Source organism: Arthrobacter sp. DualSoilB13 (assembly GCF_055389195.1).
On sequence record NZ_AP035865.1, the window covers coordinates 1,870,961 to 1,886,506 of the forward strand.

At 60.4% G+C, this 15,546-nt stretch carries 15 protein-coding genes; 12 read left to right on the plus strand and 3 right to left on the minus strand.

Going from position 1 to position 15,546, the window contains the following annotated elements:
• Positions 1–462: 462 nt before the first annotated feature.
• A complete protein-coding gene (locus ACZ5J0_RS08625; RefSeq protein ID WP_179017330.1) occupies positions 463–1,692 on the plus strand; it encodes an ROK family protein in 1,230 nt (409 codons plus the stop codon).
• Here the strand turns inward: ACZ5J0_RS08625 and ACZ5J0_RS08630 are convergent.
• On the minus strand, positions 1,689–2,558 hold the full coding sequence (locus tag ACZ5J0_RS08630; protein ID WP_464094593.1) for a carbohydrate kinase family protein: 870 nt from the start codon (positions 2,556–2,558) through the stop codon (positions 1,689–1,691). The genes ACZ5J0_RS08625 and ACZ5J0_RS08630 overlap by 4 nt on opposite strands.
• Positions 2,559–2,776: 218 nt before the next feature.
• On the opposite strand from ACZ5J0_RS08630, the gene ACZ5J0_RS08635 reads away from it, so the two are divergent.
• Positions 2,777–3,364 carry a hypothetical protein gene (locus tag ACZ5J0_RS08635; protein WP_464094594.1) on the plus strand — a complete coding sequence of 196 codons (588 nt, stop codon included), beginning with the start codon at positions 2,777–2,779 and terminating at the stop codon, positions 3,362–3,364.
• Positions 3,365–3,502: 138 nt separating this feature from the next.
• A complete protein-coding gene (locus ACZ5J0_RS08640; RefSeq protein ID WP_250821626.1) occupies positions 3,503–3,727 on the plus strand; it encodes a hypothetical protein in 225 nt (74 codons plus the stop codon).
• An 86-nt stretch (positions 3,728–3,813) separates the two neighbouring features.
• Here the strand turns inward: ACZ5J0_RS08640 and ACZ5J0_RS08645 are convergent, their stop codons facing one another.
• Entirely contained in the window at positions 3,814–4,683 is an 870-nt protein-coding gene (locus ACZ5J0_RS08645) for an Lrp/AsnC family transcriptional regulator (protein ID WP_179017327.1), read from the minus strand.
• A 221-nt stretch (positions 4,684–4,904) separates the two neighbouring features.
• Between ACZ5J0_RS08645 and ACZ5J0_RS08650 the strand changes: the two genes are divergently transcribed.
• From ACZ5J0_RS08650 to ACZ5J0_RS08665, 4 genes are all read left to right on the plus strand, one after another.
• A complete protein-coding gene (locus ACZ5J0_RS08650; RefSeq protein ID WP_250821627.1) occupies positions 4,905–5,642 on the plus strand; it encodes a transporter substrate-binding domain-containing protein in 738 nt (245 codons plus the stop codon).
• A 109-nt stretch (positions 5,643–5,751) separates the two neighbouring features.
• The gene (locus ACZ5J0_RS08655; RefSeq protein ID WP_464094595.1) at positions 5,752–6,486 is read left to right on the plus strand and encodes an amino acid ABC transporter permease; all 735 of its coding nucleotides are present in this window, start codon (positions 5,752–5,754) and stop codon (positions 6,484–6,486) included.
• Between the two features lies 1 nt (position 6,487).
• Complete coding sequence (locus ACZ5J0_RS08660; RefSeq protein WP_284705570.1) at positions 6,488–7,273, plus strand: amino acid ABC transporter ATP-binding protein; 786 nt, start codon at positions 6,488–6,490, stop codon at positions 7,271–7,273.
• 104 nt (positions 7,274–7,377) lie between these two features.
• Positions 7,378–8,046, plus strand: a complete 669-nt coding sequence (locus tag ACZ5J0_RS08665; RefSeq protein WP_464094596.1) for an MBL fold metallo-hydrolase — start codon at positions 7,378–7,380, stop codon at positions 8,044–8,046.
• 1,038 nt (positions 8,047–9,084) lie between these two features.
• Here ACZ5J0_RS08665 and ACZ5J0_RS08670 read toward each other — a convergent pair.
• Complete coding sequence (locus ACZ5J0_RS08670) at positions 9,085–10,005, minus strand: helix-turn-helix domain-containing protein (RefSeq protein WP_142939413.1); 921 nt, start codon at positions 10,003–10,005, stop codon at positions 9,085–9,087.
• Positions 10,006–10,210: 205 nt separating this feature from the next.
• Here ACZ5J0_RS08670 and ACZ5J0_RS08675 point away from each other — a divergent pair, with 205 nt between their 5' ends.
• From ACZ5J0_RS08675 to ACZ5J0_RS08695, 5 genes are read left to right on the plus strand one after another with little or no spacing between them, the layout of a single operon-like run.
• Positions 10,211–11,563, plus strand: coding sequence for an ABC transporter substrate-binding protein (locus ACZ5J0_RS08675; RefSeq protein ID WP_142939412.1), 1,353 nt, complete (start codon positions 10,211–10,213; stop codon positions 11,561–11,563).
• Between the two features lie 20 nt (positions 11,564–11,583).
• On the plus strand, positions 11,584–12,552 hold the full coding sequence (locus ACZ5J0_RS08680) for a carbohydrate ABC transporter permease (RefSeq protein ID WP_142939411.1): 969 nt from the start codon (positions 11,584–11,586) through the stop codon (positions 12,550–12,552).
• Positions 12,549–13,463, plus strand: coding sequence for a carbohydrate ABC transporter permease (locus ACZ5J0_RS08685; protein WP_166842033.1), 915 nt, complete (start codon positions 12,549–12,551; stop codon positions 13,461–13,463). The genes ACZ5J0_RS08680 and ACZ5J0_RS08685 overlap by 4 nt, the downstream gene beginning before the upstream one ends.
• Before the next feature lie 40 nt (positions 13,464–13,503).
• Positions 13,504–14,565, plus strand: a complete 1,062-nt coding sequence (locus ACZ5J0_RS08690; RefSeq protein WP_250819819.1) for an NAD(P)-dependent alcohol dehydrogenase — start codon at positions 13,504–13,506, stop codon at positions 14,563–14,565.
• A 41-nt stretch (positions 14,566–14,606) separates the two neighbouring features.
• Entirely contained in the window at positions 14,607–15,524 is a 918-nt protein-coding gene (locus ACZ5J0_RS08695) for a carbohydrate kinase family protein (RefSeq protein ID WP_464094597.1), read from the plus strand.
• Positions 15,525–15,546 lie beyond the last annotated feature (22 nt).

Genomic DNA, 15,546 nt, shown 5'->3' on the forward strand with positions numbered 1-15,546 from the left:
ACTGACGCCGCCCTACTGATCGGCGGCCGCGTCACGATGACGGCTACCCATCAAGGTAGGCGGAGTCTAGACATTAAACAAGAGCAAAAGAGCATAAACTGGAAGCGCTTGCAGATGGAAGCGGGCGCGACTGTGGCCTCAAAAAGCCAAGCGCACAAAGATGGTTGCCTGGTAGTTCCGAAGGGGCGGGACGAGAGGCTCTCGGCGCTAAAGCTGGGCGGTCGCCTCTGGTGACGGGGTGGCTGTGGAAGCGGAGGCCGGCGTCGGATGATCGAGGATCGGCTGGTACCGGCGCGCGGCGGGCTCCCAGAGGGTGTTCCATCGATCCAGGGCGGAGTTGCTGGGGGCGGGGGATTCTGAATGGTCCGGGGCTGCATTCATTGTGTCTCCGAAGTTAATTTGGATTCAAAATTTAGTGCCTGAAGTATTATGTGACCTGAGCTACAGAGAGGTCAAGACCCGATGAGCGCCCCTTCATCCTCGCCGACGCCGCAGATGCTTCGGCGGGCAAGCCTTAGATCGGTCTTGGACTTTATGAGGGCTTCCACCATCGTGACAATCTCGGACGTTATGGAGGGCACGGGGCTAGCCCGTGCAACTGCCATTTCTGTATGTGAAGAGATCATGGACCGGGGCTGGATTCTGGAGCTTGAAAACCAACGCGAGTTTGGTGAGTACCTCAAAGGACGTCCTGCCCGACGGTTCGTTCTAAACCAGGACGCCGGGTACGTCATTGGCCTGGATGTGGGGGTCTCCAAGGTGACGGCCGTGGCGTCCAACCTTCGTGGTGAAATTGTGGGCAGGGCGAGTCAGCAGTTTCGTGGAGTTCAGATCACGGCTGATGACCGTATTCCGGGTTCTGATATCAGTCCCCGCGAGCGTGTATCGGCCATTGACAGTACGGCATGTGATGCCCTTCGCAAGGCTGGCGTCACCTCCGACGCGGTTCTCGCAGTCAGCGCCGGAATTGCGGCCCCGGTGGGCCGTAACGGCAATGTACTGACGACTCAACCCTTCTGGGCTCTTCTGGACGTTGGCTTGAAATCGGCTCTGAAGGATCTTCATGGGTGGACGGTGTTGCTGGCCAACGACGGAAACTTGGCGGCCCTGGGCGAGCGTTGGCGCGGTTCAGCAGTGGGGGTGGACGACGTCGTGGTTATCCTCGCCAGTGAGCGCTTTGGTTCCGGAGTGATCGACGACGGCCGGCTTCTGCATGGTTGCGGCGGAGGCGCCGGCGAGCTGGCGTTCCTCAAGCAGGTTGAGGGGGTGGGGGACACCTTTGGGATAGCTCTCATGGCACGCACCTGGGCTGCCGAGGCCATCACTGGAAATGACGAAACGCTACTCCGTGAATATCCTCCAGAGGCCATCGAAGCAAAACACGTCTTCGCCGCCGCACTCCGGGGTGACGCTGTGGCACGGCGGATTCTGGATCGGCTGGCCGATCGCATGGCGAGGGTTATCGGGGCTGTGGCCACCATCCACAACCCGGAGCTTGTGGTGATAGGGGGCGCAGTAGCCAAATCGGCGGGCGCGCTGCTGGATCCCATTGCTGAGCGCCTGCCTGAATTCACCGCTACTCCTCCGCGGCTGGCCGTTTCACCCTTAGGTGATTCCGTGGTGACCATGGGTGCTGTGAGGAGCGCTCTGGATTTTGTTGAAGAGGAAACCCTGGACATCGAGCTGTACTAAGGAGCCGTCAGCACCTCGGAGAGTTTCGGGTGCAGATGCTCGCTTTCTATCGCAATGCGAGCCTGTGCTACTGCTGCCTTGAGAGCATCATCAACTGTGGCGCCGTGGAGCGTCGCTGCCAGGAATCCGACCATGAAGGCGTCACCGGCACCATTGGTGTCCACCACATCGGCGGGAGGGGCACTGACCTCATGTCGCGCCCCGGAAGCCTCCAGCGCAATGGCCCCGTCTGCTCCGAGGGTGCAAACGGCCAAGCGAGGACCGCGTTCGAGGCAGGAACGCATAAGTTCCCATGGGTCCTCCGTGCTATCACTGCTCATGAAAACTGTAGTGGCGGCGCGAACGAATGGTTCATGGAATTCGGACGATCCGTCATAGTCGTGAAGGTCTGCCCAAATAGGCGTCTGATGGGCGTCCAGGCGCTGCAACAGAAGCGCACCGAGTTCACTGAGGTCAATCACGGCGAGATCTGCTGCGGCAACCGCCTCAGCCGTGATGCGGAGCTCGTGCTGGAGAGGAGTGGTCGGGACCGCAACGTACAGCGACACCCGCTGGCCGCCGTCGGTCATCAAATTGACGTGGCGTTCCGTCTGCCCGGTCGTTAAGGCCTCGACGGCGACTCCGGCCGCGGTGAGGGCGCTGCGGACCCGCTGGCCTTCAATGTCAGTTCCGAGTAGAGAACTCAACCGAACGGTGACACCTAGGTCTGCGAGATGCAGGGCCTTACCGGCGGATGTCCCACCTATCGTCTCCCACGAACGGCGGGCAAATTGCATGTGGGGGGCAGGCTCCGGAAGGTGGTTCAGGAGGATGAGGTGGTTCCACGACGCGGGGCCGCAGATAGCGACAGTGGGAGGCGCAGGCATGACCATATCCAACCATTCCGTGAGTGCAGTGGTCCAGAGCGCCACAGCCCGGACCGGAGAACGTGTGCTTGGTCGGTCGTTCGAGTCCGCTGGTCTCCACAGGTCGTTACGGCGACCCTACTCACGGTGTGGCAGGTTCGACATGACATGATCGTCTCGGAGAGAAACGCATCATCGTCCTTCAAAAGACCGGGTAAGAGAATATTGGGGGTAGCGGTATGGAGCCGCAGAGACGTGAGGGACCGGGGCACCCAAATCAGCCTTCCTATCCGCACCAGCAGTACTATGAACAAAATCCTCAGCGCTTTCCCCAGTACGGCCAGCCCCAGCAGTGGGCTCCGCCTCCACCCAGGAAAAGCAAGGCTGGATGGATTCTCGGCATCATCGCTCTTTCCCTGACGATCTGCGGAATACTCCTGTTCGCCGGTTGCTCCGCCTTGGTGAGCGAGATCAACGGAGGCGGCGGAAGCCAGGCTGAGAAAGCTGCGGCCATGAGGGCTGCAGCTGACAACGTACGGGAGGAGGGCTGGACTGAAACTCATCGGTTTGAGCGGAAGGTTGACCCCGGCTGCGTTTCCATCGACAGCCACTGCCTCAGGCTGGAAGTTGCGTGGGCCGTTGATCATGAGATAACGGTTGACGAGATCGCCTCACGCCTTGGTAAGAACATCGATGAGTTCAAAGCCGAAGGATATGGTGGCGAAACCTGCATGACGAACCGCGACAGCAACAGCATGACCGAGATTTGCGTCGGTGACAGCCCCGATGGTCGCCACAACGCCAGCGTCACCATGACCCGGAAATAGGCTGCCATTCAGCAAAGAAAAGCTCGATGCAAGCGGCCGAGGTGGCGCGCAAGGTGCCCACGCCTGGATGACCGAAAGCGCCACCACCCTGACCTGCTCCGGGCCGCCGCCGAGCCGATCAGCGGAAGGGCGGCCCTTGTGGACCATGCCAACACCACCGCACGAACGCACTCCGCTTCACGGCGCGAACCGCCATATCCCGACACGAGCAGCATCGTCAGGACACTCATCGCCAAACTCGCCCATGAACGTTCGACCAACCGGAAAAGGATCGCCGAACTCGAAGCCGCCGTCGCAGCAGCCCAAGGACAAATCCTCCACCTCCGGCGTCAAAATCATCGTTTGCCTGACGACACTGCATAGTCCCAACAGGAGGACAAGAGGCTGTCTTTTTTGCGCTGCATCTAGTGGGTGCAGCTCATGTCGTCTTGCTTGGGATGGCCTGGCTTCTAGTGTTCTTCCTTGATGACTTTGAGATGGATCCACGACTCGATGTTTAGGACCTCGGGGAGTGCTCTGATTTGATCGACAGCCATAAGCGCCGAGTTTGCGTCGGATCCGTGGATGGTTGCGATGACGTCGTGTTGACCGATGCTTGAAGCCAGGAAGGTGAACCCTGGAATTCCTTCAAGGGATTTCGAGAGGTCCAGGGCCGTGCCCGTGATCCTGATTCCCAAGCCCATGCGGGTGACGCGTTCCTGCGAAGCGGGTCGCCAACTGAGACCTATCTTGACGATTTCGCTGTCCAGGATGCGCATGACGCGTGTGCGTACGGTTCCGGTTGATACGCCAAGCGTTGATGCCATGGTTGCGTAGCTGGCTCGTCCATCCTGGCGGAGCACGTCGATGAGGGCGAGGTCGAGTTTGTCGAGGATGGGGTTCTTTATGTGGGCAGGGCTCAGGATGTCGACCAGCAGTTCGGTGTAGATGCTTGTTCGCATGGACGTCACTCCCGGTATGCGGCGGATGTCGTCGATGCAGGCCTGAAGGTCTTCATGGTTTTTGGCCCGGATTTCGGCGATCAAGGACATTACGCCTGCGGTGATGGAGACGAACGGCACGCGAGGATCTTGGGCGATCTGCTCGGCCAGATCCTGGACTGGAACGGCGGCATCGATGGAGACGTGGGCCATGACTGGAAGCCCGACAACAGCAGGGTGTGCCAGCCCTATGACCCGGAGCCCGGATTCGGTCAGGAGTGCGTTTAAGCGTCGCGCGGCGGACACCCGGCTGAGGCCCAGTGTTGTGGCGAGTTCGGTGAGTGTGATGCGCCCGTTCCGCAGGAGCTCGGCCAGTATTTGCTCGTCGATTTCATCCATGAGTCAGCACCTGTGTTTTCGTTACAGAAGTTTTTTCGGTCAATCCCAAGTCGTTCATTTTCAGAAAAATAAGGGGAAAAACATGTGATGATAATCAATCATCACATCGTACTTTGCATATCAGCAGAAGTGGGCGGTCTGTCTAATTTTTTGTCCAAATGAAGGGCCTACCATGTGAGAAGCGCCACAATGGCGAACTTGTTCGAGGCAAAGGGTAGATCATGAAAAGAATGTTTCTCAGCTCCGCAGCTGCTGTAGGTGCGGCTGTACTGTTGAGCGCGTGTTCCGGAGGCGCCGGTGCTTCCGCGCCTGGGTCAGCCGCCAGTGGTCCCAAGGCGCTTCTGAAAGCCGGTGAGTTCAGCGTATGCATGACGCCGCAGTACAAGCCTTTGGAATTCTACAAAGATGGCAACACTGGCAGTCAGCCGATCGGGTTTGATGCTGATGCCGCAGTCGCTTTGGCCGAGTCGCGGGGTGTGAAGGCGAAGTTTTCCGATGTTGCCTTTGACGGTTTGATGCCCGCCCTGCAAGCCAGCCGCTGCGATGTGGTCTGGTCCGGCCTCTACGTCAACGACGCGCGGCAGCAGGTTGCCGATGCTGTCCCATATCTGAAGACAGGTTCGGTCATCATTGCCCCTCAGGGGTCGGACATCAAGAGCGTGGACGACTTGGCCGGAAAGACCATTGCCGTTCTTGCCGGCGGAGCCTATGAGGCGAACCTCAAAGACTTGTCGAACACCTTGAAGAGCAAAGGCCTGGCAGACCTGGTCCAGCAGTCCTACCCGCAGAACACCCAAACCACGGCTGCGGTGACGAACGGCAAGGCTGATGCCCTCATTGATACCGACGTCTCGGTTGGTGAAATCGTGGAAAAGACCGGCGGGAAACTGCAAGCTGTTCCCGGCATCTTCGAAACCGACGCTGTCTTCGGCGTGTACGCCAAGAAGGTTCTGCTCTAACTGAGGAGATCCGAACCGGACTCAAGAAGCTTTCCGACGAAGGCAAGCTTGCCGAGATCGCCAAGACGTACGGGTTGGACCCCACCCGGCTCACTGATGCGGGGAAATAATGGATTTTGACCAGAGGATTTTCCTTCAGGCCCTGACATCCAAGGAGTTCCTGACCGGGGCGGCTTTGTCCCTTCAGCTGGCGATAGTTTCCCAAATAGCCGCGACGCTGATTGGCCTCGGTGTTGCCATGGCCGGGATCTCAAAGAAGAAGACCTTGCGGAGCCTGGCGTGGGCCTACGTGTGGTTCTTCCGCTCGGTCCCGACGCTGTTGCTGCTTCTCATCGTCTGGAACGCGGCCCCCCAGATCATCCTGGCACTTCGGGACAGCTGGTACTCACCCTTCCTGGCAGGCTTCATCGGGCTTTCGGTGGTCGAAGGTGCCTTCATGGCAGAGATACTCCGTTCCGCGCTGCTCAGTGTTGATAGCGGACAAAAGCTCGCAGCCAGGGCACTGGGACTTACCCCGGCGCAGACCTTCCTCAGGGTAGAACTTCCCCAAGCGATCAAGGTCGCGCTGCCTCCCACGGGCAACGAATTCATTGGAATGATCAAGTACACATCCCTGGCCTCAGTCATCTCACTTCAGGAGTTGATGACCACGGCGCAGGTCCAAGTTGCAACTACGTTCCGGTACGCCGAGTACTACACCGCGGCACTGGTCTACTATCTGGTCATCGTCAGTGCTGTCATGGCGTTGCAGCACCAAGTTGAAAAGCGATACCGGTGGGTCTCCAAACCAGACAGGTCCCAAGTTTGGTCCAAACCTGTCCCGTCGACGCTGAAAGGACTCTAATATGTCCGAGATCATCGCACCTGTGCGTCCAACCGTAAAGACCGTGCTTGAGGTCAGGAACCTCCACAAAAAGTATGGAAACCAAGAGGTCCTCAAAGGAGTGGATTTCTCCGTTGCTTCCGGTGAAGTCAAAGTTGTTCTGGGCCGTTCAGGATCCGGGAAGTCAACGATGCTCCGACTGATGGCATTACTGGAGCCCCTCGACGCCGGAGAAGTGATCTTCAAAGGCAACCGCATCGGAGTAGACGCCCGCAACCGACCTGCACGCGAGCGAACCCTGGCCCACCAACGATCTGAGATCGGTATGGTCTTCCAGCGGTTCAATCTCTTTGCCCACCTCAACGTCCTCCAGAACGTGACACTGGCCCAGCGGTTGAGCAGAAAGGTGCACGCCGCACAAGCAAAAGAGCAGGCAGCGGAGATCTTGAACCGTGTTGGCTTGGGCTCGCACCTGCGTCATTACCCCAGTGAGCTTTCCGGCGGACAGCAACAAAGGGTGGCCATCGCCCGGGCTCTGGTCCTGAACCCGTCAGTAATGCTCTTCGACGAACCGACATCAGCGCTAGACCCGGAATTGGTCAACGACGTCCTCGCCGTCATGGAGAAACTTGCTGCGGACGGAATGACAATGGTAGTCGTGACCCACGAAATGCAGTTCGCGCGCAGGGTCGGGACGGAAGTAGCCCTCTTTGACCAAGGCGTACTCGTCGAGCAGGCTCCTCCCGAAGAGTTCTTCAAGAACCCCCAGCACGAGCGGACCCGCGATTTCCTAAGGCACATCCATTGAGCCGCCGTATCCCGAGCAGAGAAGCTGCCCGTTCGCAAGCATGGTTCAAACTCGAAGAAGTCTGGCCAGGGCTCATAAAAGTCACCGAACCGTACGTTCATGACATGTTGCAGTCCAACATCTGGTGGCTACGGGGGCCAGACCGGGATGTGGTCATTGATGCCGGCCTCGGTATTGTCCCGTTGCGGCAGGAGATACCCCAGATGTTTGAACGGGATCCCCAGTTGATCATCACGCACACTCACCTGGACCATGTGGGCGGAGCGTACGAATTTGATGACGTCGCCGTTCACGAAGCCGAAGCCAACGCGCTGATCAACCCGGGACCGGTTTCCCTCGATACCCGCACCCTCTACGGCATACTCGGAATCGATGTTCCAGACGGAGAAGCGGACTCCATGCTCCAGAAGGTCCCGCACCCTGACTACGACCCCGGCCGATACGAGATTTCACGGGCTATCCCGCAACGACTCCTCAGGGACGGAGACGTCATTGACACTCTCGGAACCCCGCTGGAAGTCATCGGCACCCCAGGCCACTCTCCGGGAAGCATCTGCATCTACCACCCTGAAAGAAACTGGCTCTTTACCGGAGACACCATTTATAAGGGACAGCTGCTGGACACCATCACCGGAGCTGACCGGGACGACTACCGACACACCATGAAACGGCTACGGGATCTGGAAGCGGCCTCGATCTTCGCGGGCCACGGACCTGAGCTAAGCCTTCAAGCGCTGAAAGACATTGCGATCGACTACCTGGCACGCCCGTAGCCGCGGAACGGACATGGGTGGTGATGATGTGCCGGATCCGAATCAACTTGGCCGGCTCCTGACGCCGCCGACCCCGTCATTCCTGTGCCCTAATAAGGGACTTGCTACCCCGCGTACAGGTGTTGAGTACGCGACGCCCGCCAACACCCAAGCTGAGGCGGCCCTGACCGGGAGCCATGACCTGCGACACCCAGAAAGCGAATATGCCCATTAACAACCATTCCATACGGCGAGCAGCGGATGAGACGAATAGCCATCGAAGCTTCGGGAGAGATTTCTTGGGTGCCGGCGTTCAATGCCCCAGGCGCCTCAGCTGAACCGCCTCCCCGATTCGGCCGCGGTGAAAGGATTCGATTCATACTGAACGGCCAATCTGTAGCGGCGACGGTGGATGACTGCCCGACGGACGGCAGTGTCGTTTGGGCAGGGGTCGATGGAGCGTGGGCAAAAAGGCGTGTGGACAGTGTTCACACTTTCCGCCTCGGACCGGCCCGTACTCCCTCCGGATTGCCCCGGATTCCGCATGTTTCCGCCACTTCCCAGTGTTCCCAAGGCCCGGAATCGCCTTCGAGTCCCTCCTCGGGCACAGCAAACCCCCTCGTCAGAGGGGGCTTTTGCTTTAACGGGTGTACATTCTGGTTGGTCAGGTCCCTCTGACACTGGCCGCGGGGTGTGCCTGGCGCCGCGGGTCACCTGTGAACTTGTGGGGGAGCGGGTTCAGGGTCGTGGCTGGTTGGCCCTCCGCTGGCTCTGCACTGGGGTTATTCGTTCCCTTCTTGGTGCGTCCGGTCGGTCCTGGTTGGCCTACACCTCCTTATGGGTAGGGAGAGTGAGTGCGACGTGATGCCGAGAAACTGCGTAGATAACGTCTGGCTTCGGCATATTCTTGGCGTGAGAAGACCGGGCTGGCCGATGCTTTGTCAGGCCAAACTAAGTGTGGACGCTGTCCAGACTTAAATCTCCTTTATCAGGGCTGCTTGCATCCATGGGCTTTCTTTCCCTCGGCTTACGTCTGCTCATGCATGTGAGTGGCCCTCGCTACATGACGCGCTGCCTGAACTGCCGTGGCGTCTCACCAACTTCCCTGAGGAACTGCCGGTTGAAGTTGGAAAGGTTGCTGAAGCCCACCTCGTAGCAAATGTCCGAGACCGGTTTCTCGCTGCGTTCCAGCAGGCGCCGTGCGTGAGCCAGTCGCAGTTTCCGAACCAGGTCCGTGAAGTTCTGCCCGGTGGCTCGTTTGAAGTATTTGGAGAATGTGGGCTCGGCCATACCCACCATGGCTGCTGCTTCTGCCATGGCGACGCTGCCGGCATGGTTGGTGAAGACGTACTCGAGAACGATGTCCACGACTGCTTCTGCTTGGCCGTCCAATTGAGGTCGGAACCATTCATCGGCGAGGTATTTACGATCATGCTCCGGCGCCCGGGAAAGCGTGGCAAACAATGCCAGCAGGTGATGCAGACGCTCCAATCCGGTGGAGGTGCCCATGGCTTCTATGGAGTCGGCTGCCACTTGTGCCGTCTGGCCAAAGAATTCGATGCCCCGGGCGGACTGTTCCAACAACGGCCTTACTTCAGCCAGTTCAGGCATGAGAACGGCTGCCTGCTCCACCCACTTCCCGTCGAACTGGATCACGGCATCGCGATTTTGAAGCAGTTCCCCTGGTTCGAGATCGCTGACCCAATCATGGGGGAGCCCGGACCCAATCAGGGAGACGTGCCCGGCTTCGAAGGTGCCGATATGGTCACCGACGATGAATTTTCCCGATCCTTCTCGGATGAGGTGGATTTCGTACTCGGGGTGATAATTCCAGCGAGCTACCGGGCTGGGGTAGTCATGCTGGTGCCAACGGACCGAATGGTTCGGATCTTCGGGGATCACTTCGCGGTTGGCGCGCATCCCAATAAGCCGCTGGGCCAGCCGCGCCGCAGCGCCGTCGCCCGGAGGGGTGGAACTCATGGGGGCCTCCGATGGGAGAGGGAAAATAAGTATCAGTATGCGTCATCAAGGACGCTAGTTGTGCCCCACCCCACACGCCTAATGTTGACGAAGACGGCGAGGCGCCCCGGATTCCCGGACGATTGCCCCGCTCCGGTCTTGTACTTCCACGCAGTAGTAGGAGTGCGGAGACTGCGCACCCCCATGAAGAACGAAGGAGTCCTCAATGCGCCCAAAAACACGTGCGGCAGCCCTTGCAGCCGGCGCCCTGTGCATCGCGCTATCCGCCACGGCCTGTGCCGGAGCGGGCGGAACCGGAGCTGGTGACCAGAACAGCATCAGCGTCCTGATGGTGAACAACCCGCAGATGGAAGACCTGCAGAGGCTCACTGCGGATAATTTCACCAAGGAGACGGGCATCCGCGTGAACTACACGGTGTTGCCGGAGAACGACGTCCGGGCGAAGATCAGCCAGGAGTTCTCCAGCCAGGCAGGCCAGTACGACGTCGCTTCGCTGTCCAACTACGAGATCCCGTTCTACTCGGCCAATGGCTGGTTGGCGCCACTGGACAACGTGGCCAAGGATCCTGAGTTCAAGCAAGACGATATTCTGCCGGCCTACACCGCGTCCCTCACTGGCACCGACGGCAAGCTCTACGGCGAACCGTTCTATGGTGAATCGTCCTTCCTGATGTACCGCAAGGACGTCTTCGACGCCAATGGCCTGAGCATGCCGGAGAAGCCCACCTGGGCTGAAGTGGCTGAGCTCGCCGCAAGGGTGGACGGGGCGGAACCCGGGATGAAAGGCATCTGCCTTCGGGGCCAGCCGGGCTGGGGGCAGGTCTTCGCGCCGCTGACAACCGTGGTCAACACCTTCGGCGGTACCTGGTTCGATAAGGACTGGAACGCGAAGGTCAATTCGCCCGAGTTCACGGAAGCAACGGAGTTCTACACCAAATTGGTCCGGGAACATGGTCAGGCCGGTGCAGCCCAGGCAGGCTTCACCGAATGCCTGAACAACCTGACGCAAAGCAAAGTGGCCATGTGGTACGACGCCACCTCGGCCGCCGGCGCCTTGGAGGCGGAGGCCTCCCCGGTGAAGGGCAAGATTGGCTATGCGCAGGCTCCGGTGAAGGAAACCTCATCCGCCGGCTGGTTGTGGACGTGGTCATGGGCTTTGCAGGCGGCGTCGAAGAAGACAGATTCGGCGGAAAAGTTCATCGCTTGGGCCAGCTCCAAGGAATACGAAGAACTGGTGGCCTCCAAGCTCGGTTGGGCAAAGGTGCCGTCAGGTAAGCGCATCTCCACGTACGAGAACGCCGAGTTCCAGGACGCTGCCCCGTTCTTTGAAGCCGAACGTTTTGCCATCGAGAATGCAGACCCTAAGAACCCCGGCGTCCAAGAGCGGCCCGCCGTCGGCATCCAGTTTGTCGGCATCCCCGAGTTCGCCGCTCTTGGCACCAACGTCTCCCAGGGCGTCAGCTCTGCCATTGCCGGTCAAGGCAGTGTGGCTGATGCCTTGGCCAAGGGCCAGGAAGCCGCGCAAAAGGTCGGCGACAAGTACAAGAACAAGCAATAACCGAACCGCAGGAGAACATCATGACTACCGCAACGGCGCGCATCTCCCGCCCGGGACATGCCACACCAAAACCTTCACGAAGCAAAGCATCGCGGGAACGCGCCCTGGCCTGGGCCCGGCGTGCGCCGCTGCTTCCAGCCCTGATCTTCCTCATCATCGTCACGCAGCTCCCGTTCGTGGTGACACTGATCATTTCGTTCCTCAACTGGAACAGCCTGAGCCCCGGCACCACGGGTTTCGCCGGCTTCGAGAACTACGTCACGGTCCTCACCGATCCCGACCTCCGCCAAGCCATCTTCACCACCATCCTCCTCACAGTTGCCGTGGTCCTGGCCAGCCTGGTCGTCGGCCTAGGCCTGGCCCTGCTGCTGGACAAGAAATTCATCGGACGCGGATTGGCAAGGACGCTGCTGATTGCCCCGTTCCTTGTGGTGCCCGTGGCCGCAGCCCTGATCTGGAAGCACGCACTGCTCAACCCCACCTACGGATTGATCAACGGTGTCCTGACGTGGATCTGGTCCCTGTTCGGCAGCGACACTCCTCCGCAGTTGGACCTGCTGTCCCAAGCGCCGCTGATGGCGGTCATCATCTCGCTGGTGTGGCAGTGGACTCCGTTCATGATGCTCATCCTGCTGGCCGGGCTGCAGTCCCGGCCCATGGATACCGTGGAGGCAGCCCAGATGGACGGAGCTACACCGTGGGCCATCTTCCGGCACCTTACACTCCCGCACCTTCGCCAGTACCTGGAACTCGGAGGCCTGTTGGGTGCGATCTACATTGTGCAGAATTTCGACGCCGTATTCACCCTTACGTCCGGAGGCTTGGGCACCGCAAATCTTCCGTACGCGATCTACCAGACCTTCTACTACGCCAATGAATACGGGCTGGCCTCCGCGGCCGGCGTCGTGGTGGTCATCGGCACCATCCTCGTGGCGACCTTCGCCCTCCGCACCGTTTTCTCGCTCTTCAAGAAGGAGGCAACACGATGAGCACACTCAGTCACACCGCAGCCCGCATCACGCCTGAAAAATCCAGCACGCCTACCGGCGTCCGTCGTCGCGGCAAGTCGCGGATGGACCCCACCCGCAACAACACAGCTGCCGGCATCGCAGCCTGGCTGCTGGCCCTGCTTTTCGCTACGCCCGTCTTGTGGATGATCCTGACCTCGTTCCACTCCGAGTCGGACGCCGCCACCAACCCTCCGTCCTTGGCTGCGAATCTCACCCTGGATGCCTACAAAGAGTTCTTCGGTGAGACGTCCGGCGTTAGCCCTTGGCCTTCGCTGATCAACTCCGCCACGGCCTCCATCCTGTCCACCGTCCTGGTGCTTGTCCTGGCCATCCCAGCCGCGTATGCCCTGTCCATCCGGCCGGTGAAGAAGTGGACGGACGTCATGTTCTTCTTCCTCTCCACCAAGATGATGCCGGTGGTCGCAGCGATCCTTCCGCTGTACCTCTTCGCCAAGACCGTAGGCGCGCTGGACAACATATGGTTCTTGATCCTCATGTACACGTCCATGAACCTGCCTATCGCGGTGTGGATGATGCGGTCCTTCCTCGCCGAAGTCCCAGTCGAAATGCTGGAAGCTGCACAGATCGATGGCGCCAACCTGATCCTCACGCTTCGCAAGGTCATAGCACCCGTGGCGATGCCGGGCATCGCGGCCACGGCCCTGATCTGCTTCATCTTCAGCTGGAACGAGCTCTTGCTGGCCCGAGTGCTCACCGGCGTTGTGGCCGGCACGGCTCCCGTGTTCCTGACCGGATTTGTCTCCAGCCAGGGCCTCTTCCTCGCGAAGGTCTGCGCGGCCGCCGTCGTCATTTCGCTCCCTGTGCTGTTCGCCGGATTCGCAGCACAGGACAAGCTCGTCCAAGGCCTCTCGCTCGGCGCCGTCAAGTAATTCGACGCGGCTAAGTAACCAACTCCAAAGGACCCCCATCATGACAACCTCAACCACTCAGACCCCGCTGCTCGACCAGCCTGAACTGCCGGCCACCATGCGCGCCGCCGTCCTGCAGCGCCAAGGCCAGATGACCATGGAGACGCTGCCCGTCCCGCACCTCGACGCCGACCAAGTGCTGGTGCAGGTTTCCGCGGTCGGAGTGTGTGGAAGCGACGTCCACTACTACGAGCACGGCCGGATCGGTGATTATGTGGTGGACCACCCCTTGATCCTCGGCCACGAACTCGCAGGGCGGATTGCCGCCGTCGGAAGCTCCGTGGACCCCGCTCGCATCGGTGCGAGGGTCGCCGTCGAGCCCCAAGGCCCTTGCCGGACCTGCAAGCAGTGCAAGGCCGGACGCTACAACCTCTGCCCGAAGATGGAGTTCTATGCCACCCCGCCGGTGGACGGCGCGTTCGCCGAGTACGTCACCATTCAAAGCGACTTCGCGTACGACATCCCGGATGATGTCAGCGACGAAGCCGCTGCACTGATTGAGCCGCTCTCGGTAGGGCTCTGGGCCTGCGAACGCGCAGAAATCAAACCCGGCAGCCGGGTCCTGATCGCCGGCGCCGGTCCTATCGGCATCATCGCTGCGCAGGCCGCGCGGGCCTTCGGCGCAAGCGAAATTTACGTCACGGACATCGCCGAAGACCGCCTTAACTTCGCCCTGAAGCACGGTGCGACGCACGCGCTGAACGCCCTGACGGATAAGGTGGAAGGGCTCGACGTCGATGCGTTTATTGACGCTTCCGGAGCACCTCAGGCGGTCCGTTCCGGGATTAAAGCCGTGGGTCCTGCGGGCCGCGTAATCCTGGTGGGACTCGGCGCAGACGACGTCGAACTGCCTGTCTCTTACATCCAGAACCGCGAGATCTGGCTCTCCGGCGTCTTCCGCTACACCAACACCTGGCCGCTGGCCATCCAACTCCTCGCGGACGGCAAAGTAGACCTCGACATCCTAGTCACGGGCAAGTTCGGGCTCGCTGATTCCGAGGCGGCGCTGACCGCCGGCAAGCAGCCGGGGCAGCTCAAAGCCGTGGTGTACCCGGGCCGATGAATCACACGGATCTTTTAGTCACGGTGGTTGGGGAATCGCTGGTGGACGTGATCAGAGATCCCCACGCGGCTACGTCCCAGGCTTATCCCGGCGGGAGCCCGCTGAACGTCGCTGTTGGTGTTTCACGGCTCGGCATGCGGACCAGTCTTGTGACGCACTACGCCGATGATACCCACGGCGCATCGCTGGAGAAGCACCTCAGCAGCAATGGCGTCGGAGTCATCAAAGGCGGCTCCGCACCGACGTCGACGGCGACTGCCACCCTGGGTGCCGACGGTGCCGCGACGTATGTCTTCGATGTCAGCTGGGACCTAGACGATGCTTGGACTTCGGCGGCGGAAGCCGTGCGGTCCGCCGGTCACGTTCATACGGGGTCGATCGCCTCCGTCCTCGCGCCGGGGGACGAGTCCACGTTGTCGCTTGTGCGGGCAGCCCGGGAGTCCGCAACCGTCAGTTTCGATCCAAATTGCAGGCCCGCCATCAGTCCGGATGTGGCTCGGGCCCGGGCGCGGGTTGAACAGTTCGTTGCCGCCAGCGACGTCGTGAAGGCCAGCGACGAGGACCTCCATTGGCTCTACCCGGACAGGACACCAACGGAATCACTGGAGGCATGGCTGGAGCTCGGTCCTTCATTGCTTGCGTTGACGAGGGGTGCGGCCGGTCCTGTGATCCTCACGCGTCGGGGTCGGGTGCAGATGCCTGCCGAGAGGATCGTCGTGGCGGATACCGTGGGGGCCGGGGACTCGTTCATGGCGGGGCTCATCTCGGGTCTGGCCCAAGTGTGTGCCCTCGGTGCGGCAGGCAGGAAGAAGCTGAACGCGTTATCCGAGGACGAGCTGTTGCTTGTGGCCGCGTATGCCACCAGGGCCGCTGCAATTACCTGTTCCAGGGCAGGGGCAAACCCGCCAACCGCGATCGAACTTGGGCCGCTGTCTACTTTGGGTCGGGCCCCTCGATAATGCCCAGCTACTCAAGTCCTTG